Origin of the sequence: Rhodococcus sp. IEGM 1318, assembly GCF_033142465.1 — a bacterium.
GTDB classification, from domain to species: Bacteria; Actinomycetota; Actinomycetes; order Mycobacteriales; family Mycobacteriaceae; genus Rhodococcus_F; species Rhodococcus_F qingshengii_B.
The window spans coordinates 368,772-389,943 of record NZ_JAWLSC010000005.1 but is presented as its reverse complement, the minus strand read 5'-3'; the positions used below and the strand labels follow the sequence as shown (position 1 = coordinate 389,943).

The window sequence follows — 21,172 nt, the reverse complement described above, 5'->3', positions numbered from 1 at the left end:
CTAGCGAGTTTTAACTGTAACACGAAGTAATAGGTAGAACCAGGGCCTGGTTGAGTTTTCCTCAGCCGTACGTATCGCGAGGTCCGCGGCCTTTCACATGCCTTTCACCCTTGCGCCAGCTCGGCGCGCTCGGTCCGGTGATGCGCAGCGTCTTCACGACACCGTCACCCACGGCAGCGGCAATTTTTGCCAGGATCTGCGACTGCATCATGCGCAACTGGGTCGCCCACGCCGTCGACTCGGCGGAGATGCTGAGTACACCTTCTTTCAGGGAAATCGGCTCGGCATGGGCAGAGATGTCTTCACCGACGACCTGCGGCCACCGGCCGAGGACCGTGCCCTCGGACACCTTGGGGGACCACCCACGCGACTTGGAGATCGCACTGGTGAGAGCACCGAACGGCTGAGGGTCCCGCGCATCCGGGCCAGGGCCCGACCAACCGCTGCGCCGACGCGGGCGGCCGCTTCCGTATTTGGGCGACGAACGCCCCTGCCCGACGGCCTTGCCATTGGCCTTGGCCGTCGCACGCGCCTCCTCGAGGGCGCGGCGCGCCAGATCGATCCCTTTGAGCTCGGGCTCCGGAGCCGCGCTGCTGTCTTCAGTCATCGAACTCGACCTCCTGATCTGTCGAGCCTACGGGCACTATCCGGGATATCCGACCGTCTCCGGTATCTGAGGCTTCGACGCCGAACTTGGCCGCCTCGAGTTCGTCCGGCACATCTTCAGGAACCGCAGCCGTGATCAGTACCTGTTCTGCGGTGGCGGCAACAGTGGCGAGCGCACGACGGCGACGCCTGTCCAATTCCGCGAAGACGTCGTCCAGCATCAGGACCGGGTCGCTGCCGTCTGCCCGCAGTAGGGCAAAACCTGCCAGTCTCAGCGAAAGCGCAAAAGACCACGATTCACCATGGCTGGCAAAGCCTTTCGCCGGACTGTCGCCGAGAATCAGCTCCAGATCATCCCGATGCGGACCGACCAGACACACTCCACGATCGATTTCCTTCGACCGCATCTGCGCCAACTCGAGGTGAAATCGCTCCTCGAGGTACGGAACGTCATCGATACCGGAAATCCTTGCGGGGTCGGTGAATTCGGGATCCAACGACGCACCCAGGCTGCTCTTGTATCGAATCGACGCCGGCCGGGATTCGGGTGCGATGGAACGATACGACTCTGCCAGATGCGGCGCCAGATCGTGGACCAACTCGAGGCGCCCGGCCAACAATTGTGCGCCGTGAGCGGCCAGATGCCCGTCCCACACCTCGAGGGTGGAGAGAACGTTGTCGGACTCGCCACCACGGGAACCACGACGCAAAGCCGCGCCGGCAGTTTTGAGTAGCGCCGAACGCTGGCGTAACACCTTGTCGTAATCCGCACGGACAGCGGCCATTCGGGGAATCCGGGACGTCAACAACTCGTCGAGATAGCGTCGACGATCACCAGGATCGCCGCGTACCAACGACAAATCCTCCGGCGCGAACATCACCGATTGCAGAATCCCAAGAACTTCACGCGGACGACGCGTCGGAGACTGATTTATCCTGGCGCGGTTGGATTTTCCCTCGATCAGTTCGACATCGATGGTCAGTTCGCGCCCGTTGTTGACCACTGTTGCACCGGCAAAGGCACTGGCGGAACCGCTGCGGATCATCGGCGCATCCGCGGACACTCGATGTGACGACAGCGTCGACAGATACCCGAGCGACTCGAGGACGTTTGTTTTTCCGTGCCCGTTCGAACCGAGGAACACGGTTGTTCCCGGCGTGAGGTCGAGCGTCAGCGAATCCCAGGATCGGAAGTCACGCAGCGAAAATCTACGAACGAACACTTAGCTTCCAGAAGCCGAATTCTTGGGCGAAGCGCTCTTGACCGCGTGACCACCGAACTGATTGCGCAAGGCCGACACTGCCTTCATGGCCGGTGAATCATCCTGTCGCGAAGCAAATCTCGCGAACAGCGCAGCAGAGATGACAGGAGCGGGGACCGCGTGCTTGATGGCTTCCTCTACCGTCCAGCGGCCCTCACCGGAATCCTCGGTATAGCCCGTGATCTGCGCAAGCTCCGGATCCTCCTCGAGGGCGTCGACAAGCAGATCGAGCAACCACGAACGTACGACGGTTCCCTTCGACCAGGCTCGGAGCACACCGGGAACGTCCGCGATCAGGCTTTCCGCCTCGAGGAGCTCGTACCCTTCGGCATACGCCTGCATCAGGCCGTATTCGATGCCGTTGTGCACCATCTTCGCGTAATGACCAGCACCGACCGGGCCTGCGTGGACAAAGCCGTCTGCAGCGTCGCCGTCGGGGCGAAGAGCGTCGAAGATCGGCATTGCCTTCGCCACGTCGGGCTCGGATCCGCCCACCATCAGGCCGTAGCCGTTCTCACGGCCCCAGATGCCACCGGAGACACCGCAGTCGAGGAAACCGATCCCACGGGCGCCCAACAGCTCAGCATGGACAGCGTCGTCGGTGTAGCGAGAGTTTCCACCGTCGATGACCAGATCGCCGCCCTCGAGGGCATCCGCCAGTTCGGCAATGGTGCTCTGGGTGATGTCACCAGCCGGAACCATCACCCAGACGACTCGAGGTCCCTCGAGGGAAGCAGCGAGTTCGGTAAGTGACCCGACATCGGTGACTTCTGGTCGAGGGTCGTATCCGATCACCTCGAGGCCATGCGCGCGCAAGCGCTCACGCATGTTGAAACCCATCTTGCCGAGACCTACGAGTCCGATCTTCATACTGTTCTCCCTGGTCAGGCGCGAACTGAAGTGCGGGGTACCACTCAGCCCGGAAGGCGAACCGGCATCAGCAGGTACGTGTATTCGCTCGAGGGCGCAGCGAAGTTACCGGACTCGTCCGCCGTGGGCTCTTCCTCGGCCGCGGGGCGAAGAACAGCCGGACGGCTGGGAGTGGTGAAGCCGAACAGAACGTTCTCGCTGTGAAGCGAGTTCAACCCGTCGATCAGGTAACCGGGGTTGAACGCAATGGTGAGTGCTTCGCCCTGGAACGACGCGTTGAGCGTCTCTTCCGCGCGGCCGGCGTCGTCGCCACCAGCGGAGAGGAGCAGGCCGTCAGCGGAGAACTGCATGCGAACCTGTGCGCCACGCTCGGCGACGAGTGCTACACGCTTGATGGCCTCGATGAGAGGCGTGACCTCGACCGTTGCCATCGCGGTGTGCTGAGCGGGAAGCAACTGACGGAACTTCGGGAACTCGGCGTCGAGGAGACGCGTCGTGGTGCGGCGTCCGTCGTTGACGATGCCGAGGAGTCCGTCGTTTCCGATGGTCGTACCGGAACCGAGAGCCAACTCGACCGGCGAATTTGCATTGCCGGCAAGCGTTTTCGCGGACTCGGACAGAGTCTTGGCCGGGATGAGAACAGCTGCCTGGACGTCCGGGTTTGCTGGAGTCCACTCGAGTTCACGCACGGCGAGACGGAAGCGGTCGGTAGCGGCGAGGACGATCGAATTCTGTTCGATCTCGACACGGATACCCGTGAGCATCGGAAGGGTGTCGTCCTTGCCGGCTGCAACGGCTACCTGGCTTATGGCTTCGGAGAACAGGTCGACGGGAATGGACCCGGACTGCTGCGGAAGCGTCGGAAGCTGGGGGTAGTCCTCGACCGGCATCGTGGGCAGGGAGAACTTGGCGCTTCCGCACGAGATGAGCACGCGAGTGCCCTCGAGGGTCACATCGACCGGCTTGTTGGGAAGCGACTTGGTGATATCGGCAAGGAGGCGACCGGAGACGAGTGCCTGACCTGCAGTGGTGACATCTGCCGAGACGCGGACCTGCGCGGATACCTCGTAGTCGAACCCGGAAACGGTGAGGCCGGCTTCGGTTGCGTCGAGAAGAACTCCGCCGAGGACCGGCACGGGCGGCCTCGAGGGCAGGCTACGAGCAACCCACGCTACTGAATCAGCGAACTCTTCCCGGGAAACGCGAAACTTCAGGCTTCCAAGCTCCATCGCCGGGTTATTCCTCTCGGTAGGCATGTTCGTCTGCTGCGGATCTGCATCAGCTCACTTGAAGTCTGACACAGACCAAGCGATGCCCACCGTATGCCCTCGAGGGCGCAAGTGGAAAGCCGAAGCCGGGACGAGCGCAGCCTGAGGCGAGGTTCTCAACAGGAGTTGTCCCCAGAACTATTTTCAAAGAGCTTTTCCTAGGAAATTCTCAGTAGTAGTAATAAGTCCTGTGCAATCTGTGGAGCAACGGTCGTCGACGCTGGTAGGTCCCCTCGAGGGCCTGTGCACTTCTCGAGGACAGACTCGAGGACCAATCGACCCCCTCTGTGCACTCTCTGAAAGTTTTCGGATTCCTCCTCGAGAACTCCACAGACTTCCAGAGTTATCAACACAGTTATCCACAGATGTGAATACTTTTCACAAGAAACGAAGAGTTTGTTCTCATCGGCGTGTCTGACTCCGGCGTGTCGTCTCTCGAGGAGGACAACCGCCCTCGAGGGGACCGCACGTGGAACCTTTCGAATACACCGATGCCGCTCGAGGGAAACCTCTGCCTCGAGCGGCATCGATCGAAATAAGTGCAGGTCAACGCTTGGAGCGCTGCTTGATCCTTGCGGTCAACTCCTGAACCTGGTCGTACACCTTGCGGCGTTCCGTCATTTCCTTACGGATCTTCTTGTCGGCGTACATGACCGTCGTGTGGTCACGGCCGAACGTCTGACCGATCTTCGGCAATGACAAATCAGTGAGCTCACGGCACAGATACATCGAGATCTGGCGGGCCTGAGCGAGCGGCCGGGCCTTACCCGGCCCACACAGGTCGTCGATCGACATGTTGAAGTATTCGGCCGTCACCGCCATGATCGTCGCCGCGTTGATCTCGAGGCTCGACGAATCGGGCATCAGATCTCGCAGGACCACCTCGGCCAACGTCAGATCCAACGGCTGACGGTTGAGCGAGGCAAAAGCGGTGACGCGGATCAACGCGCCCTCGAGTTCACGAATGTTGCGTTCGATACGGCTGGCGATCAGCTCGAGGACGTCGTGCGGGACCTCGAGGCGATCCATCCGCGCCTTCTTGCTCAGAATCGCGATACGCGTCTCGAGCTCAGGCGGCTGAACGTCGGTGATCAGGCCCCATTCGAAGCGCGTCCGCAGACGCTCCTCGAGAGTTGCCAACTGCTTGGGCGGGCGGTCCGAGGAAACGACGATCTGCTTGTTCGCGTTGTGCAAGGTGTTGAAGGTATGGAAGAACTCCTCCTGAATACCTTCCTTGCCCTCGATGAACTGGATGTCGTCGACCAGCAGGACATCCGTTTCTCGGTAGCGACGCTTGAACGCGACCTTGCGGTCGTCACGAAGACTGTTGATGAAGTCGTTGGTGAATTCTTCGGTCGAGACGTACTTGACCCTCATGCCAGGGAACAGGCGCTGTGCGTAGTGGCCGGCGGCGTGAAGAAGATGCGTCTTGCCCAGTCCCGAAGCTCCCCAGATGAACAAGGGGTTGTAGGCACGCGCCGGCGCCTCCGCGATCGCGACGGCAGCGGCATGAGCGAATCGGTTGGACGAACCGATCACAAAAGTGTCGAAGGTGTACTTCGCGTTGAGGCTGTTGGCGCCGGACCCCGAAGCAGAAGGAGTAGCGGGCGGCTTCGTGAAGTACGACGGCCACGATTCGTGAACGCTCGCGAGTGCTTCGCGGTCGTCGTCGACTTCTTCGGTCTCGGCAGTCTCGGAGTCCGACGGTTCGCCGTCGCCTTCGGTGAATCTGCGACGACGGTATGCGCCCGAGCTGTTGACCGACTCGAACTGACGGCTGCCCGTGCGCTCCTCGACCGGTTCGGCGGGTGCGTCGGCATCGTCTTCGAGTGCGATGCGGACACCGAGTCCTTCGACCTGACCGCCGAGATGGCGTCCGAGTGCCTGCAGGATCGGCTCGCGTAAATCGCGCTCGATCGTTTCTTGAGCAAATGGCGATGGAACCGAGAGGAGTGCAAAACCCTGAGCAAGTGTGAGAGGCCTCACCAGACGGACAAACGCCTTCTGCTTGCTGCTCAAAGCCGGAAGATTACTTCCGGGGTCATCACTCGTGAGTTCTGCAACCACGTCGACCCAGACCCGTGCGAGCGCGTTGGGATCGTCGTTCACGTGGTTCCTTCCCGTGTTTCGCCGACAGTGGGTGTGCTGCAGCTGCCGAGCGTATGGCTGCGGCGTCGAATGATTCGGTGGATTACCACCCGGGGTGAGAACCCCGTAACAGGCTACGAATATGCCACCTGGGCTGTGTTTCCACACAATTATCCACAGATGTGGACAAACCTGCACTGAGTCGGTTTTTTCGTCAACCAAATTCGCTGAAGTGACCGAGAAATTGATCTACCTGCAACTTTGTGGGAACTCGAGGCGTTCGCCACTTGGTGTCGGGGATGCGTCAACACTCACAGCCCTGTGGATGAATGTGGAAACTCGGGATTCGGGGTCGCGTCCGGCGCTCATGCCCGTATGTGCTGATGAGGCCTTGTGGAGAGCACGCGCAGGTGGAACTGTCCGGCTTGCGTGCGGGCCACCTGCAGTCCGTAGCGGAACTGTTGCCAAGGTCACACTTGCCGCCTCGCTCGAGGTCACGGCCGTATGCACACCAGTTTGGGAATCTACGGAATAATGCAACTGTCGGCGTGTCGTCGCAGTTGCCGCGGAAGGGCTTCGAATCGGGCTGGTTTGACCTTGGCAACGGTGGTAAGTAACCTCGAACGGTCACCCGCTGGTGGTGATCGCTTCGTGCTGGCTACATATGTCAGGTCGGATCGGTCTTCCAAGCCACAACGAGTGAAGTTGATTGTTCTGTACCTGTTGGATCCAAAGGCGCCGTAAGGCGTCGATCACTGAATGACGCCGGGAGGCGTCAATGAACTTCGAGGAGTGTTGACCGTGGCCAAGGGCAAGCGGACGTTCCAGCCGAATAATCGCCGCCGCGCGCGTGTTCACGGCTTCCGTCTTCGTATGCGTACCCGTGCGGGTCGTGCAATCGTTTCGGCGCGTCGCCGTAAGGGCCGCGATTCCCTCACCGCCTGATCTGATTTCGAGTTCAGGAGCTCGGGGTGTTGCCTGAGCCGTTCCGGTTGCGTCGCCACGCGGATTTCTCCGTGGCGACGCGACGTGGGCGTCGTATGGGAAGACGCGACCTTGTCGTGCACGCGTTCAATCGCGGGCAAGTAGAGGCGCTGGTAGTAACAAATCACGGTCCCCGTTTCGGGCTGATCGTGAGCAAGGCTGTCGGGCCGGCGGTGATTCGACATCGAGTCGCACGCCGGCTTCGTCATATCTGTGCAGATTTCGTCGGACAGGTTTCGCCGGAGACAGACGTGGTTATCCGCGCACTTCCGGGCGCAGCTACCGCCAGTTCAGCCGAACTGGCCAAGCAGTTGCGTGGGGGCCTGACCAAAATGAACCTATTGGTGTCGGTAAGTGAAGAGCCATGAGTACTCCGCTCTCTGAGCAGATCGAGACTCCCAGAGCCTCCCGTGTCATCACGGTGTTGAAGGCTGTGCGTCGCGCTCCCGCCACTGTTCTCATCTTCTGTATCGAGTTGTACCGGACGTATGTGTCGCCCTTGAGGATGCCGACCTGCCGGTTCACCCCCACCTGCAGTGAATACGCAGTCGAAGCGCTGCGCACTCACGGGGCGATCAAAGGCCTTTTCTTGACTGTGGTGCGGTTGGCGAAGTGTGCCCCCTGGCATTCTGGAGGGTGGGACCCTGTCCCTGCCCGTCGTGACCGTGATGCGGGTAGCCGCCATAGCTGTCCGGAAGCACGCGCAGCGTGTCACAGTCCGACGGACGAACAGAGGAGTACTTAGAGCCGTGCTCAATTTCATTTACTATCCGGTATCCGCGATTCTGTGGGTCTGGCACAAGGTCTTCGGGTTCATTCTCGGCCCGGACAACGGAATAGCTTGGGCGCTTTCCGTGGTGTTCCTGGTGTTCACCTTGCGTGCGGTTCTGTACAAGCCGTTCGTGAAGCAGGTCCGCACGACCCGCCAGATGCAGGAATTGCAGCCGCAGATCAAGGCATTGCAGAAGAAGTATTCGGGCGACCGCCAGCGCCAGGCCACCGAGATGCAGAAGCTCCAGAAGGAGCACGGATTCAACCCGATCATGGGCTGCCTTCCGGTCTTGGCTCAGGCCCCGGTATTCATCGGTCTGTTCCACGTCCTGCGCTCGTTCAACCGCACCGGCACCGGCATGGGCCAGCTGGGCATGAGCGCCGAGGACAACCTCAACACCCCGAACTACGTCTTCTCGGCCACTGACGTCCAGTCATTCCTGGATGCTCGTCTGTTCGGCGCGCCCATCTCGGCCGCGATCACGACGCCGGTCGCGCAGCTTCAGGCTTACGTCACCGAGAATGTTCCCGAGCTTCCGTCACGCCTGAACATCATTCTCGTGGCCGCTCCGCTGATGATCATCGCCAGCATCGCGACGCACTTCAACTCACGCGCTTCCGTTGCCCGTCAGAGTGAAGCAGCTGCCGCGAATCCGCAGTCGGCGATCATGAACAAGCTCGCGCTGTACGTCTTCCCGCTTGGCGTTCTGGTCGGTGGACCGTTCCTCCCGATCGCGATCCTCCTGTACTGGGTGTCGAACAACATCTGGACCTATGGTCAGCAGCACCTCGTCTTCCGCAAGATCGACGCCGAAGAAGAAGCCAAGAAGCAGGAAGCGATCACTCGCCGCAACGACAATGCGCCTAAGCCCGGTGCCCGTCCGGATCCCAATAAGAAGAAGGGATCCCCGGCTGCGCTGAAGACCGCGGAATCAGCTGACGACGACGGCGACGCACCGGAAGTTTTGCTCAAGAAGCCACAGCCGAAGCCCTCGGGTTCCAGTGGTGGGTCCACGTCGAAACCTAAACAGAACCGGCCACAGAGCAACCGCGGCAACTCCCCCAAGCGCAATAAACGGCGCTGATCCAGGAAAGAGAACGACCAATGTCCAGTGAAGCTGACATCGTTGTGGATGGAGAGAACGCAGACGTGAGCACCGAGACCACTGCGCCGGTTACCGATGTGGATGTAGACATCGACGATTCCGATGACGACCTGATCGAAGAGGGCGAGATCGCCGGCGACTACCTCGAGCAGTTGCTCGACGTTCTCGATTTCGACGGAGACATCGACCTTGACGTCGAGGGCGATCGGGCGATCGTCAGCATCGACGGCGGCGACGACCTGACCAAGCTCGTGGGACGCAAGGGTGAGGTTCTGGATGCTCTCCAGGAGCTGACTCGTCTGGCAGTTCAGCAGTCGACCGGAGAGCGCAGCCGCTTGATGCTCGACATCGCTGGCTGGCGTGCAGGCCGTCGCGAAGCACTCAGTGCTCTCGGTGCGGAAGCAGCACATCGTGTTCTCGAGACCGGCGAACGCGAGGAGCTTGCTCCGATGACGCCGTTCGAACGCAAGATCGTGCACGACGCCGTCGCCAAGGTCGCCGGTGTTTCTAGCGAGAGCGAAGGCGCTGAGCCGTCTCGTCGAGTGGTTGTCCTCAAAGACTGACGCTCCCCCTTGAACGAACGCGGGCCCCGGATTTTCCGGGGCCCGCTTTTGTGTCCGAGAGGTGTTTCACGTGAAACCGAACCCGGCGGCACGGTGAAGGTTAGGTGCCTATCGTTGTCGACATATCGCACGAGCGCTCCGGAATCCCTCTCTGATTGATGGTCTTGGGTGCTTCGATCGGGATGCTCGTGTGCGGCCTGAGCTATTGGCCCGTGGTCTTCGAACTGCAGCAGAGAATGGAAGTCCAGTCCTTCCCGCCGGGCGGTGTGGAGTACTGGCTCTGCTGGTTGTTGCCGCTGGGAGTAGTCGCCGTCGTATTCATTCCGCTTGCACTGGCATGGCGATCCGGGAGAGCAGTCATGCTCAGCTTCATCATTGCCTTCTTGGCTGTCGGCGGCGCACTGTGCATGTTCGGATATTCGATCGACAACATGCCGTACTACATGTGAGCCCCTCCCCTCCCCCAGCTGGAATGTTCGGCCCTTCGTTTCACGTGAAACCGGATCGATGGTTGTTGCCCCGAGCCCTCGATCTCTATCCCAGATTGGTATTGGACGCCTATTGGATGGCGATCACGAGTTCAATTGCTTCGGGTGTGCCGTCGTCAGCGAGAACCCCAACCTGACGGATGCTGCCGTCAACCAACTTCAGTCCGTCACCGTTTGCTTGATCGATCATCGCGATCTGTGCGGTTTCGGCGCCCAGATCGCCGAGATCGGAATCGTCTTCGGATGTTTCGAGTGTCACGAACAGTTCGTCGCGCGCCGGGAGTGTGCCGGATTCGAAGATCGTTCAGGAGATGCCAACTGGCTCGGCGGGGATCTGGGCAGTCCACTAGCAGAACAGAACTTCGACGACCTCAGCTTCGACCAACCTATTCGAGTGCGAGGTTCCGGATTTCGTGTTGGATTCCAACCCAGTGTTGAGCCAGCATGGAACGACGGTGCACGGTGTAGTCGAGTTCAAGTGAGTCGATAAACGCAGACCCTTGCGCTGCGTCAGCATCTTGTTGCGCGTGTTCGTCAGCGACATGTGCTCGGTGTCCTTCGATGAAGGAAGTTATCTAGTGCGGGTTGCGCGAGATGCTTCTACGACGACGTCGATGTCGAGGCCGTCGTTGCGTAGTGCTTTCACTGTCAGTCCAGAGGCGAGTGCGAACTCCCCGATTCGCATCCTGTGGTGCGAAGCTCCTTGGATTGATTCTCGGTTTGTGATGCCAAGTCTCCGGTCCCCCGCAACGGGAGTGTCAAGCCGACGGATGAATGGCTCGTTGCAACCGGCGATGAGATACCGCAGCTGTCCGGGACTTGGAAATCGAAGATCATCCGCGTCCAAAAACAGACTGGGTCAGACTGACCGAGTCCGCTCCGCAGGCCAACGGGAGCAATTTCGGCAACCACTTTTCGTTGAAAAGTGTCCATTTTGGGTCAGAATTCCATCCATGTAACTACCCATGCCAGTTTCGTCACTGTGATGATACTCAGAATCGCGTTGCTATCTGCATTCGATCGCCGGGCCATGTTTCACGTGAAACGCCTCAGAAGTGAGAGATTTGTCAGTGCAATGTTTCACGTGGAACGTGAACCCCTCCCCTCCCCCGCTTGAATTTTGGGCCGAATACTTCCCAAAGAATGAACGAGTCGGCAGACTCACAGCGAGTCGGTGTGCAGAAGCGAACACATGTCGGCTCCAGAGCGGATAATGATTTCGGTCTTGATTGTTGATTTCGCGGTTTACGCGGGAGGATGTTTCACGTGGAACAGAATGGTGCGGCGTCGGTTGACTGGGACGAACAAGAGACTGCGCGCGCAGTGTTCGGTGACAGATATGAGATCGCGGAACGGTATTACCAATCCCTGGCGACTGATGGTGTCGAGCGCGGGCTGATTGGTCCTCGTGAAGTTCCTCGGCTGTGGGAGCGGCACCTTCTCAATTGCGCTGTCATCGGTGAGTTGATTGCCGAAGGTGAGTCGGTTGTGGACGTTGGAAGCGGCGCCGGCCTACCCGGTATCCCTCTCGCAATCGCCCGCCCGGATTTGAAGGTGACTCTGGTCGAACCGTTGCTTCGACGCTCGGTGTACCTCGCTGAGTTCATCGAGTCCAACGGATTGGACGTCTTGGTTGTCCGAGGGCGAGCCGAGGAATCAGGTGTTGTGAAGGAAGCGGGCGGCGCGGACGTGGTTACCTCGCGTGCTGTGGCGCCCCTCGAGAAGCTTGCCCGTTGGTCCCTTCCACTCATCCACGAGCACGGTCGGATGCTTGCGCTCAAGGGCTCCAGCGCCGCCGAGGAGATCGAGCGGGACCGTACGGCGCTCACCAAGTTGGGCGCAGGTAAGTTGGAAATACTCGAATGTGGAGCCAAGATTCTCCGCACCCCCACGGTGGTGGTGAAGGCCGAACGTCTCCCGAAGCGTCGCCAGCGTTGATGATTTGCACGCATGCAATCGAGAACAATGTACAGATGATGAGAGCACCTAGTGATCGATTCCCAATCGAAGGAGCAGTCAATGTCGGGTCGATCTGAATCCGCCGTTTCACGTGAAACACCGAAGCAGCACACGAGCGCGGGTGCGGATCAGATCGTCAACGACGACGACAATTTCACCGCCCCCTATGCGGCGATCTCTTCGGAGGAGACTCCCATCGGGGCCGCTGCGCATCGAGCGAGCCAGGTGCTTCATCCCCATTCGGTGACACTGCCGAAGCCGGCGTTCCGCCGCGTGATCACCATCGCGAACCAGAAGGGTGGCGTCGGCAAGACGACGACCACGGTGAACCTTGCGTCAGCGCTCGCTCTTCAAGGACTCACGGTCCTGGTAGTCGATTTGGACCCTCAGGGCAACGCCAGCACGGCGCTGGGCGTCGTCCATACCTCCGGCACCCCGTCGAGCTACGAGTTGCTCATAGGCGAAGTGAAGGCCCCGGAGGCGATCCAGACCAGCCCGCACAGTGAGCGGCTTCTCTGCATACCCGCGACGATCGATCTGGCAGGCGCCGAGATCGAATTGGTCTCCATGGTCGCCCGCGAGAATCGACTCAAAGGCGCGCTCAACGACAAGGTGCTCGCAGAGCTCGACGTCGACTTCGTCCTCATCGACTGCCCGCCCTCGCTGGGACTGCTGACCGTCAACGCGATGGTCGCTGCCAAGGAAGTGCTGATCCCGATCCAGTGCGAGTACTACGCTCTCGAGGGGGTCGGTCAGTTGCTCCGCAACATCGAACTCGTCCAGGCGCATCTCAACCCGGATCTGCATGTCTCCACCGTCCTACTGACGATGTACGACGGACGGACCAAGCTGGCCGACCAGGTGGCTGAAGAAGTACGCAAACACTTCGGTGAGGCCGTCCTGCGCGCTGTGATTCCGCGCAGCGTGAAGGTGTCCGAGGCTCCCGGATACGGGATGACAGTTCTCGATTACGACCCCGGTTCACGTGGCGCCATGAGTTACCTCGACGCCGGCCGTGAACTTGCCGCCCGCTCTGCCACCACAACGACCCAGGAGCAGTGAGATGAGTCAAGCACGCAAGGGTGGATTGGGCCGCGGCTTGGCTGCTCTCATCCCCACTGGGCCGGCCACGGCGCCGGGTCTGGGATCGGCTGCAGCGGACGTCGTAATCGGCGTCGACAAGCGCAACCCCTCCCCTCCCCCACCGACGAAGGCCGCCCCGAAAACGTCGAAAGCCACCAAGGCGGCGGCTGCCAAGGCCGCCGTCGAAGCGGAGCCGGAGACCGAACTCGAGCCGACCGGCGCGGTCTATCTCGAGATCGAACCGAGCCTGATCGAGACGAACCCGAAGCAGCCTCGCAGTGTTTTCGACGAGGAAGCACTCGCGGAGTTGGTTCACTCGATCCGCGAGTTCGGCTTGATGCAGCCGATCGTGGTCCGTCGTCACGGTGACAAGTACCAACTTGTCATGGGTGAGCGTCGCTGGCGTGCGAGCCAGGAAGCCGGGCTGGAGAAGATTCCGGCGATCATTCGTGAAACCGATGACGACTCGATGTTGCGCGACGCGCTCCTCGAGAACATCCATCGAGTGCAGTTGAACCCTCTCGAGGAGGCAGCCGCGTATCAGCAGTTGCTCGAGGAGTTCGAAGTCACCCACGAAGAATTGGCCAATCGGATCGGACGTTCGCGTCCCGTCGTGACCAACATGATTCGTCTGCTGAAGCTGCCGGTGGCGGTTCAGCGCCGCGTTGCGGCCGGTGTACTTTCGGCCGGCCATGCTCGCGCACTACTGTCCCTCGAGGCGGGTGCCGACGCTCAGGAAGTCATGGCGGCGCGCATCGTCGCGGAAGGAATGTCGGTTCGCGCGACGGAGGAAGCAGTCACTCTCGCCAACCGGGCGGATAATGAGATCGCTCCCCCACAGAAGCGGAAGCCGATCGTGATGCCGGGTCTGCAGGATGTGGCCGAGCGGTTGTCGGACTCGTTCGACACCCGGGTGACTGTCAGTCTGGGCAAGCGGAAGGGGAAGATTGTGGTCGAATTCGGCTCGGTCGACGACTTGCAACGCATCGTCGGAATGATGGAAGCGCAGAAATCCACGTAGTGAAGTCGGAATCCCGGTTGGTGACGTAATGACGATGACCGGGCACACCACCTATTTTCGTCACTGTGACAAATCTAGGTGGTCCGAGCTTCTCGAAATCTTGAACCGGGACGAAAGATGTTGAACAGCAATATATTAGGGCGATCAACTCTCGTGCCGCTGCCGACTTGTCGTAGCTGGCCTATCCTGGAGAAGAGAAAAGCGGCGGGCGAGCATCAAAACCGCTTCGGGGACCTACGGAGAGTGAGTTAGTCAGTGTCGACTCACGTCATCACCTCTCTCACACTCGACAGCCTCGATCAGCTTTCCGCCCATGCGCGTCGTTGCGTGTTCTGGGAGATGGACCCGGGCGCGCTTCATGACGCCCGAGGATTCTGTGATCAGGAATTCGAGAAGGAAGCCTGGCTGTCGATGGTCATGCTCGAGTGGGGTTCGTGTGGACAGGTCGCCGTCCGCGACGGAAAGCCGCTCGGCAGTGCGTTGTACGCCCCTCCCCGCATGATCCCGCGCGCGCAACTGTTTCCCACCAGCCCGGTCAGTTCGGACGCAGTGCTCCTGACAAGCCTTCGTCTCGAGCCTTCGGGGATAGAAGAAGAACTTGGGCCGAGCCTGCTGGCCGCTGTCGTGACAGATCTGGTTCGACGCGGAGTTCGTGCGCTGGAGGCGTTCGGTATCCGCAGCGACGGACTGGGTCCCGCGTCCGACGTGGCCAGCGCAACCGCTGCTCTGGAATGTTCACCCGCAGAATGCATGATCAGTGCCGAGTTCCTCGAGGACTACGGTTTCGAGGTCGTGGCTCCACACCATCGCTATCCGCGGCTCCGTCTCGAACTCGATCGAGACCACGAATGGAAAGTTGACGTCGAAGAAGCCCTCGACCGTCTACTGAAGGCCGCAGCTCTCGAGATGGTGGAGATCAGCGAGCTCGCCAGAGTGTGAGCAGGTGCCGACCGCAGGACCTACGAAATGCGGTCGGCTACCGAAAGTTCCTCTGCGAGAAGCTCGGCGAAGGTGAAGGTGCCGGTCGGCTGATCGTCTTGACCCAACAGGTACAGCCGCTTGACCGAGATCAAAATGGCTTCGGCGATTGTGTCACGCATCCGCGGATTCGTCAGTACCGCAACGTCGGACGCGTTGGACAGGTAGCCGAGATCAATCTGCACCGTCGGCATGTTGGTCAGGCGCAACAACTCCCACGTCCGACCGTGAGTTCTGCAGTCCCGCAACGGAGTTCGCGCAACGATCTCGCGCTGAACGAAACCGGTCAACACCTGCCCGATCATCGAGACCGAACCGTGCGAATTACCGAAGTGGAAGCTCGCGACACCGTTTGCCGATGGGCTCGAGTTGCTGTCGCAACGCAAGGAGATCATCAGATCGGCGTCGAAGGCGTTGGACGTCAGTGCGCGCTCGGCCTCGGTCGGATCGGCGTTGTGCGGGCGGGAGAGGAAAGTTTCCATCCCGGTTGCCGCCATCCGTCCCTCGAGGCGCATGGCCAGATCCCAGAGAATGTCGGCTTCGGAGATGCCGTTGACGATGGTGCCGGTGGACGGCCCGCCGAGGCCTGGATCGATGACGATGCGCTTGCCGCCCAGCTGCGGGCCCTTGCGCCTCACCAATTCCTGTTCGCTGATTGCGTGCGGGGAACCACCGGTGACGCGGGTTCCCAACAGTTCCAGCGAACGTAGTGTCTGCGGACCGCAGATACCGTCGGCGGCGATACCGATTTCACGCTGGAAAGACGAGAGAGACTCGTGGGTCTGCGGACCGAAGAACCCGTCGACCCGGCCCGCGTAGAAGCCGAGGTCCTGCAATTTTGCCTGCAGAGCTGCGACGTCGTCGCCGTACAGCGGCGCTGACAGCTGGTAGATCAACGTACGGGCACCCAGGCGGTACGAGGCCTCACGAAGTGAGCGATACGTTGCCGGCCCCACAATGCCGTCGACAAGGAGCCCACGCTGCTGCTGGAAGGCGCGAACGGCGCTGTCGAGTTGATGATCGAAGATGGCGTCGGGTGCAACCCAGTGGGCACCGTCGGCGCTTTCACGTCGAATGCCGGAAGTTCCGTGATGGAGGTATCCCAGCTTCGTCAATGTGCCCCGAATCTCGGCGACGGCCGGGCCGTGATCGCCGCGTCGGAGTCTGTGCATGCGTGAAAGCCTCTCGGATCGGTTAACGAATTCGATCGATGTGCCTGGTCGTAGACCCGATCAGGCACATCGATCGATTATCTCAGAAATTCTGTGGATTGCGAGAATCCACGATGCTCAACCAGCCGTCAGAGAACGTCTGCGAGGTCCTTGAGCAGTGCAGCCTTGCCCTTGGCGCCGACGATCGTCTTGATCGGCTTGCCGTCTTTGAACAGGATCATCGTCGGGATCGACATGACCTGGAAATCGCGGGCGGCCGCCGGGTTGGCGTCGATGTCGAGCTTCGCGACGGTCAGCTTTTCGCTGTTCTCGCCGGCGATCTCCTCGAGGACCGGGGCGACCATCTTGCACGGGCCGCACCAGGTTGCCCAGAAATCGACCAGAACGGGCTTGTCGCTGCCCAGGACGTCCTGCTTGAAGGAATCGTCGGTGATGGTGACGGTATTCGACACTGTTACTCCTCGAGGGTTGGGTACGACAGCTTGATGAATCAGGGAGCGCCGACGACGTCGACCGTGTGGCCGGCAGCGTCGAGCGTGTTGGCGGTGATGTCGCCGCGGTCGGCCAGCCAGCGTTCGGCGTCGATTGCTGCGGAGCATCCGGTGCCGGCAGCGGTGATCGCCTGACGGTACGTGTGATCGACCAGGTCACCGGCAGCGAAGACGCCGTCGACGGAGGTCGCGGTAGAACCGGGTGCGACGCGGACGTATCCGGCGTCGTCGAGGTCTACCTGGCCCTTGACGAGCTCACTGCGCGGGTCGTGGCCGATGGCGACGAACATGCCGGTGATCTCGAGTGTAGAGGTTTCACCGGTGACGGTGTCGCGCACGACGAGCCCGGTGACACTGTTCTCACCGAGCACCTCGACGGGCTCCGCATTGGTCAGGAAGCGGATCTTCTCGTTCGCCTTGGCGCGCTCGAGCATGATCCGTGAGGCCCGGAACTCCTCGCGGCGGTGCACCAGGGTGACCGAGCGAGCGAAACGGGTCAGGAATGTTGCCTCTTCCATCGCGGAGTCGCCGCCGCCGACCACGACGATGTCCTGGTCGCGGAAGAAGAACCCGTCGCAGGTGGCGCAGGCGCTGACGCCCCGGCCGAGGAGACGCTCTTCACCTTCAATCCCCAGGTAACGCGCTGCCGCGCCCATCGCGAGGATGATCGCGTGCGCGGCGTAGGTTTCGCCGTTCGCGACGACCGTCTTGATCGGGCCGCTCAGATCGATTTCCTCGACGTCCTCGGTGCGGATGTCGGTGTCGAAGCGCAGTGCCTGCTCACGCATCTGTTCCATCAGATCGGGGCCCATGATTCCCTCACGGAAACCGGGGAAGTTCTCGACCTCGGTGGTGGTCATGAGGGCGCCACCGAACTGGGTTCCCTCGAAGAGCACGGGCTGGAGCTCAGCGCGCGCGGTGTAGACACCAGCGGTGTAACCGGCCGGTCCGGAACCGACAATGATGACGTCATGGACCGCGGGCGTGTTTTCCAGCTGGGTGGTCATGCGAGCCTTCCAATAGTGAGTGCAGACCCTCCGCTTCTTGGAGAGCCGTACCGATCAACACCAGAATAAGGGGTGTTGTTCCCGCACCCGGCTGGAAAGTGGCTCACAGTTCGCAGCTCACAGTCCGCAGCTCAGAATCAGGGGTTCACAGCGCAGGGCGTACTTCCCGAACCACCAGTGCGTCCCGAACCACGCAGCGCGTGCCGGTGTAGATGGTGGGCATGCACTTGTTGCAGTGAATACACAGACCCTCGACGGCGCTCTCGGCCTGAAATTTATTGACCAGTTGCGGGTCCCTGAGCAGTGCGCGCGCCATAGCGACGAACTCGAACCCTTCATCCAGCGCGTGGTTGACGGTGTCGACGCGATTGATTCCGCCGAGCAGGATCAGCGGCATCTTCAGCGCCTGCCGGAACTGGCGGGCGAAGGGAAGGAAGAAGCCTTCTTCGAACGGGTACGTCGGAAAGAGTTTGGGGCCGTAGAACTTGAGCCCGTACCCGACGAGCTTGGGTTGGGAAGCAACAAATTCTGCGAGTGGGACCTCACCGCGGAAGAAGTACATTCCGTTGAGAAGTGAACTGCCACCGGTCAATTGCATCGCGTCAAGATGCCCGTCGTCTTCGAGGATCTGTGCGATCGGCAGGCTCTGGTCGAGCCACAGACCCTTCGGAACCCCGTCGGACATGTTGAATTTCGCGGTGACCGCCACGGAGGGTCCAGCAGCTCGTCGCACCGCTTCGATGACTCGACGCGGATACTCGGCGCGCTTGGAGACGCTGCCGCCGTATCGATCGTGGCGTTTGTTCAAGTTGGGGCTCATGAACGAACTGAGTAGGTAGTTGTGACCGAGATGGATCTCGATGGCGTCGAATCCCGCGTCCACCGCGACGCGGGCGGTCCGTTCGAAGTCGGCGACAACACCGTCGAGTTCGGCAAGTGTCGCGCCTTTGACGAGGCCCATTGCCGGTGGGCTCAGCCGGGTCGACGGCGCCAGAGTCTTCGTCTTGTTGGAGAGCGTGTTGGCGACCAGTCCCGCGTGGCCGATCTGCGCCGCGACCAGTGCGCCTTCGGCGTGGACGGTATCGGTCAGTCTGCGCAGCCCAGGTAGTGCGCGCTCGTCCATGACAAGGGTGTCGCGGTGGACTCGTCCACCCGGTGAGACGGCGCAGTAGGCGACGGTGGTCATCGCGGCTCCGCCGCGGGCCACTTCGGCGTGGAAGTTGATCAGATCGTCGGAGACTGCTCCCCTGGGCATGACACCCTCGAAAGTGGCAGCTTTGACGATGCGGTTGCGCAAGGTCAGAGGGCCGAGACGTGCGGGTTCGAATATTGACGGTGTGGGCACTGTGGTCATTTTCTGCTTCCTGCGGCGGCCTGATCATTACGATGCCAGTGGACTCGTATATATGACGATATAGCGCCTTCTCCCAATCTGTCCGACAATTCGACACGATGAATGCCACAGGATCAGGTCGCCCACGAGACCCGCGCATCGACGACACAGTTCTCGAGGTCACCCGAGCGATGCTCCTCGAGGTCGGTTGGGAGCAACTCAGCCTCCGCGCGATCGCGGCCCGAGCGGGGGTCAGCAGGGCCTCGATGGCGCGGCGATGGCCGTCGAAGGCGCACCTCGTGCTGGGATCGATCCTGGGCGCAACACCGGATCTGACACCGTTCGAGGGCACCGATCGCGACGGCTGGATCCGTTGGGTGGTGGAGGGAAGTGCCCAACTCTTCTCGCGGCCCGAGGTTCGCGCCGCGTCGCCGGGACTGCTGGCGGCGCTGCGAGACCATGATGACCTTCGCAACGAATTGTGGCGCGGGTTCAGTGGGCCGAGTACACAACTCTTCCTTCAGAACGCCGAAGATCCCGAATCGGCGCTGCTCGACGCCAAGGCCGTGCTGGTTCTGGCGGCCGGAGCAGCGATGTTCTCGAGTCTGATAGCGGTCGAAGACGATACGGATGCATTGCGCGGGAGAATTCTCGAACTCCTGCTACCGGCGGCAACGCCGCGATGAACGTCGCCGTCAGCCGATGCTCTTGACCGACAAAGTATTCGGATCATCGGCGCTGCAGTCGGTACCGACAGTGAGAGCAGTGATCTGACGCGGTTGCGATCCCGTGAAGAGTAGGACTATCGCCGGTGCCCCGTCGATGTGTACCTCACCCGATCCGAGCAGGGGACTGCCCTCGTCGATGCCGTTGGCGCGTAGGCAGCCGGCTAGTTTGGACGGATCATCGAGTGGTCCAAGGTCTCTGGATCCGATGAGTGAGAGCAGCGACGCCGAATCCGGATCGTCGACAGCAGACGTCGTCGGTGTGCTCGGTTGAGCGACAACGCTTTCGGGAGGTCCGGAATCTCGGGTTCCGATCACAACAATCACGAAAGCCACCGCTACGGCTGCTGCGGCACCGAGAACCCACGCTTGTGGGCGCCGCCGGAACGGCACGACTGTTGTCTCTGCAGGCGGCTCGACGTGGCTGGACTGAAGATCGAGTGCCGAATTGATCCGCTCGGCAAGCGAATTCGGAATCCGATCGCGAGAGGCCTCACTCGAGTTCAGTGCCGCAAGTGATGCTGTGACGCCGTCGAGAGTGGTGACAAACGCCTGGGCGGCGGGGTCGGCGTGTACCAGTGGCCACAGAGATGCACTGGTTTCGGGATCGAGAACCCCGGCGTGAAGATCCGCCAAGAGGTCTTCCGGAAACGGAGGAGACGGAACGCGAACAGACGGATCTGTCATGAACGCTCCCTCGGCAGTCGGTGTGGACGCTTACAAGATAGGACGCGGCCGGTTCACGAATGGTTCCCGCCTTCGCGAAAGTCCTCCAACTGGGCGGCGAGGCGCTTTCGGGCGCGGGCGCAGCGACTCTTCACGGTCCCTACGGGCACTCCCAATCTCTCGGCGGCCTCGGCTACCGGATACCCCTCGACATCGACGGCGACGACGGCAGCACGCTGCTCAGGGGGCAGCGATGCCAGTGCCTGTTCGACGGTCAGGCTCATGTCCACTCCCGCCGCGTAATCGCGGTGATCTCGAGGTTCCTCCGCATTCTCGGAAGACAGAGAGAACGCGGCCCGTGATTTGTTGCGTCGGATCCGGTCAAGGCAGGCATTGACCACGATGGTGTGGAGCCAGCTTCGCACCGCCGCGTCGCCGCGGAACTTCGCGGCCTTGCGATGCGCGGACAGCAGACCCTCCTGGAGCGCGTCCGCCGCGTCCTCGTCCGAGTAGCTCGTACGCCGGGCAACGTGCCATAGATGATCCTGATGCCGGGTCAGAAGTTCACTGAACGCATGCCGATCGCCCGCCACATGAGCAGTCAACAATTCGAAATCCGTCGTCTCGAGATTTGTGTTCTCGAAACTCCTGGATTCGAATTTTCCGGCTCCGCCCCCGGTGCCCCCCCGATAACTGTGCACGGGCGGATATTAGCCCAGTCGGTAGGTTTC

General features: G+C 61.0%; 23 protein-coding genes. 11 read left to right on the top strand and 12 right to left on the bottom strand.

The window, feature by feature from the left end:
• Window positions 1-61: 61 nt before the first annotated feature.
• The 5 genes from R4P65_RS15065 to dnaA form a co-directional block, all read right to left on the bottom strand.
• Window positions 62-607 (bottom strand): DUF721 family protein, encoded by a 546-nt coding sequence (locus R4P65_RS15065; RefSeq protein WP_003942471.1) that lies wholly within the window; start codon window positions 605-607, stop codon window positions 62-64.
• On the bottom strand, window positions 600-1,829 hold the full coding sequence (gene recF, locus R4P65_RS15060) for a DNA replication/repair protein RecF (protein WP_317827109.1): 1,230 nt from the start codon (window positions 1,827-1,829) through the stop codon (window positions 600-602). Before recF ends, R4P65_RS15065 begins: the two co-directional genes overlap by 8 nt.
• Window positions 1,830-2,738, bottom strand: a complete 909-nt coding sequence (gene gnd / locus R4P65_RS15055) for a phosphogluconate dehydrogenase (NAD(+)-dependent, decarboxylating) (protein ID WP_230816195.1) — start codon at window positions 2,736-2,738, stop codon at window positions 1,830-1,832.
• 44 nt (window positions 2,739-2,782) lie between these two features.
• Window positions 2,783-3,967 carry a DNA polymerase III subunit beta gene (gene dnaN / locus R4P65_RS15050; RefSeq protein WP_007729165.1) on the bottom strand — a complete coding sequence of 395 codons (1,185 nt, stop codon included), beginning with the start codon at window positions 3,965-3,967 and terminating at the stop codon, window positions 2,783-2,785.
• 585 nt (window positions 3,968-4,552) lie between these two features.
• Window positions 4,553-6,115, bottom strand: coding sequence for a chromosomal replication initiator protein DnaA (gene dnaA, locus R4P65_RS15045; RefSeq protein WP_003942491.1), 1,563 nt, complete (start codon window positions 6,113-6,115; stop codon window positions 4,553-4,555).
• Between the two features lie 780 nt (window positions 6,116-6,895).
• Between dnaA and rpmH the strand changes: the two genes are divergently transcribed.
• The 6 genes from rpmH to R4P65_RS15015 all read left to right on the top strand — a co-directional run bounded on the left by rpmH (window position 6,896) and on the right by R4P65_RS15015 (window position 9,967).
• A complete protein-coding gene (gene rpmH, locus R4P65_RS15040; RefSeq protein ID WP_003942540.1) occupies window positions 6,896-7,039 on the top strand; it encodes a 50S ribosomal protein L34 in 144 nt (47 codons plus the stop codon).
• Between the two features lie 26 nt (window positions 7,040-7,065).
• A complete protein-coding gene (rnpA, locus tag R4P65_RS15035) occupies window positions 7,066-7,446 on the top strand; it encodes a ribonuclease P protein component (protein ID WP_317827108.1) in 381 nt (126 codons plus the stop codon).
• Complete coding sequence (gene yidD, locus R4P65_RS15030; RefSeq protein WP_007729147.1) at window positions 7,443-7,823, top strand: membrane protein insertion efficiency factor YidD; 381 nt, start codon at window positions 7,443-7,445, stop codon at window positions 7,821-7,823. Before rnpA ends, yidD begins: the two co-directional genes overlap by 4 nt.
• Before the next feature lie 4 nt (window positions 7,824-7,827).
• Window positions 7,828-8,934 carry a membrane protein insertase YidC gene (gene yidC, locus R4P65_RS15025; RefSeq protein WP_317827107.1) on the top strand — a complete coding sequence of 369 codons (1,107 nt, stop codon included), beginning with the start codon at window positions 7,828-7,830 and terminating at the stop codon, window positions 8,932-8,934.
• 20 nt (window positions 8,935-8,954) lie between these two features.
• A complete protein-coding gene (locus R4P65_RS15020; RefSeq protein ID WP_317827106.1) occupies window positions 8,955-9,518 on the top strand; it encodes a protein jag in 564 nt (187 codons plus the stop codon).
• 158 nt (window positions 9,519-9,676) lie between these two features.
• A complete protein-coding gene (locus tag R4P65_RS15015; RefSeq protein ID WP_317827105.1) occupies window positions 9,677-9,967 on the top strand; it encodes a hypothetical protein in 291 nt (96 codons plus the stop codon).
• A 109-nt stretch (window positions 9,968-10,076) separates the two neighbouring features.
• Here R4P65_RS15015 and R4P65_RS15010 read toward each other — a convergent pair whose 3' ends face one another.
• Entirely contained in the window at window positions 10,077-10,265 is a 189-nt protein-coding gene (locus R4P65_RS15010; protein ID WP_317827104.1) for a hypothetical protein, read from the bottom strand.
• A gap of 998 nt (window positions 10,266-11,263) precedes the next feature.
• Between R4P65_RS15010 and rsmG the strand changes: the two genes are divergently transcribed.
• The 4 genes from rsmG (at window position 11,264) to R4P65_RS14990 (ending at window position 15,008) form a co-directional block, all read left to right on the top strand.
• Window positions 11,264-11,944 (top strand): 16S rRNA (guanine(527)-N(7))-methyltransferase RsmG, encoded by a 681-nt coding sequence (rsmG, locus tag R4P65_RS15005; RefSeq protein WP_019746204.1) that lies wholly within the window; start codon window positions 11,264-11,266, stop codon window positions 11,942-11,944.
• Window positions 11,945-12,025: 81 nt separating this feature from the next.
• Window positions 12,026-13,027: a ParA family protein gene (locus tag R4P65_RS15000; protein ID WP_003942510.1), complete on the top strand. Its 1,002-nt coding sequence runs from the start codon at window positions 12,026-12,028 to the stop codon at window positions 13,025-13,027.
• 1 nt (window position 13,028) lies between these two features.
• On the top strand, window positions 13,029-14,069 hold the full coding sequence (locus tag R4P65_RS14995) for a ParB/RepB/Spo0J family partition protein (protein ID WP_317827103.1): 1,041 nt from the start codon (window positions 13,029-13,031) through the stop codon (window positions 14,067-14,069).
• A 255-nt stretch (window positions 14,070-14,324) separates the two neighbouring features.
• Window positions 14,325-15,008 carry a GNAT family N-acetyltransferase gene (locus tag R4P65_RS14990; RefSeq protein WP_317827102.1) on the top strand — a complete coding sequence of 228 codons (684 nt, stop codon included), beginning with the start codon at window positions 14,325-14,327 and terminating at the stop codon, window positions 15,006-15,008.
• 20 nt (window positions 15,009-15,028) lie between these two features.
• Here the strand turns inward: R4P65_RS14990 and R4P65_RS14985 are convergent, their stop codons facing one another.
• The 4 genes from R4P65_RS14985 to nox all read right to left on the bottom strand — a co-directional run bounded on the left by R4P65_RS14985 (window position 15,029) and on the right by nox (window position 19,071).
• Complete coding sequence (locus tag R4P65_RS14985; protein WP_317827101.1) at window positions 15,029-16,219, bottom strand: N-acetylmuramoyl-L-alanine amidase; 1,191 nt, start codon at window positions 16,217-16,219, stop codon at window positions 15,029-15,031.
• A 128-nt stretch (window positions 16,220-16,347) separates the two neighbouring features.
• The gene (gene trxA, locus R4P65_RS14980) at window positions 16,348-16,671 is read right to left on the bottom strand and encodes a thioredoxin (protein ID WP_003942530.1); all 324 of its coding nucleotides are present in this window, start codon (window positions 16,669-16,671) and stop codon (window positions 16,348-16,350) included.
• A 38-nt stretch (window positions 16,672-16,709) separates the two neighbouring features.
• Window positions 16,710-17,717: a thioredoxin-disulfide reductase gene (gene trxB / locus R4P65_RS14975; RefSeq protein WP_230816203.1), complete on the bottom strand. Its 1,008-nt coding sequence runs from the start codon at window positions 17,715-17,717 to the stop codon at window positions 16,710-16,712.
• A gap of 145 nt (window positions 17,718-17,862) precedes the next feature.
• Window positions 17,863-19,071, bottom strand: coding sequence for a 4,4'-dithiodibutanoate disulfide reductase (nox, locus tag R4P65_RS14970; RefSeq protein WP_317827100.1), 1,209 nt, complete (start codon window positions 19,069-19,071; stop codon window positions 17,863-17,865).
• 98 nt (window positions 19,072-19,169) lie between these two features.
• Here nox and R4P65_RS14965 point away from each other — a divergent pair, with 98 nt between their 5' ends.
• Window positions 19,170-19,736: a helix-turn-helix domain-containing protein gene (locus R4P65_RS14965; protein WP_230816205.1), complete on the top strand. Its 567-nt coding sequence runs from the start codon at window positions 19,170-19,172 to the stop codon at window positions 19,734-19,736.
• Window positions 19,737-19,745: 9 nt separating this feature from the next.
• Here R4P65_RS14965 and R4P65_RS14960 read toward each other — a convergent pair whose 3' ends face one another.
• A complete protein-coding gene (locus tag R4P65_RS14960) occupies window positions 19,746-20,462 on the bottom strand; it encodes a hypothetical protein (RefSeq protein WP_317827099.1) in 717 nt (238 codons plus the stop codon).
• Between the two features lie 53 nt (window positions 20,463-20,515).
• Window positions 20,516-21,142, bottom strand: coding sequence for an RNA polymerase sigma factor SigM (sigM, locus tag R4P65_RS14955; protein ID WP_230816207.1), 627 nt, complete (start codon window positions 21,140-21,142; stop codon window positions 20,516-20,518).
• Window positions 21,143-21,172: the final 30 nt, after the last annotated feature.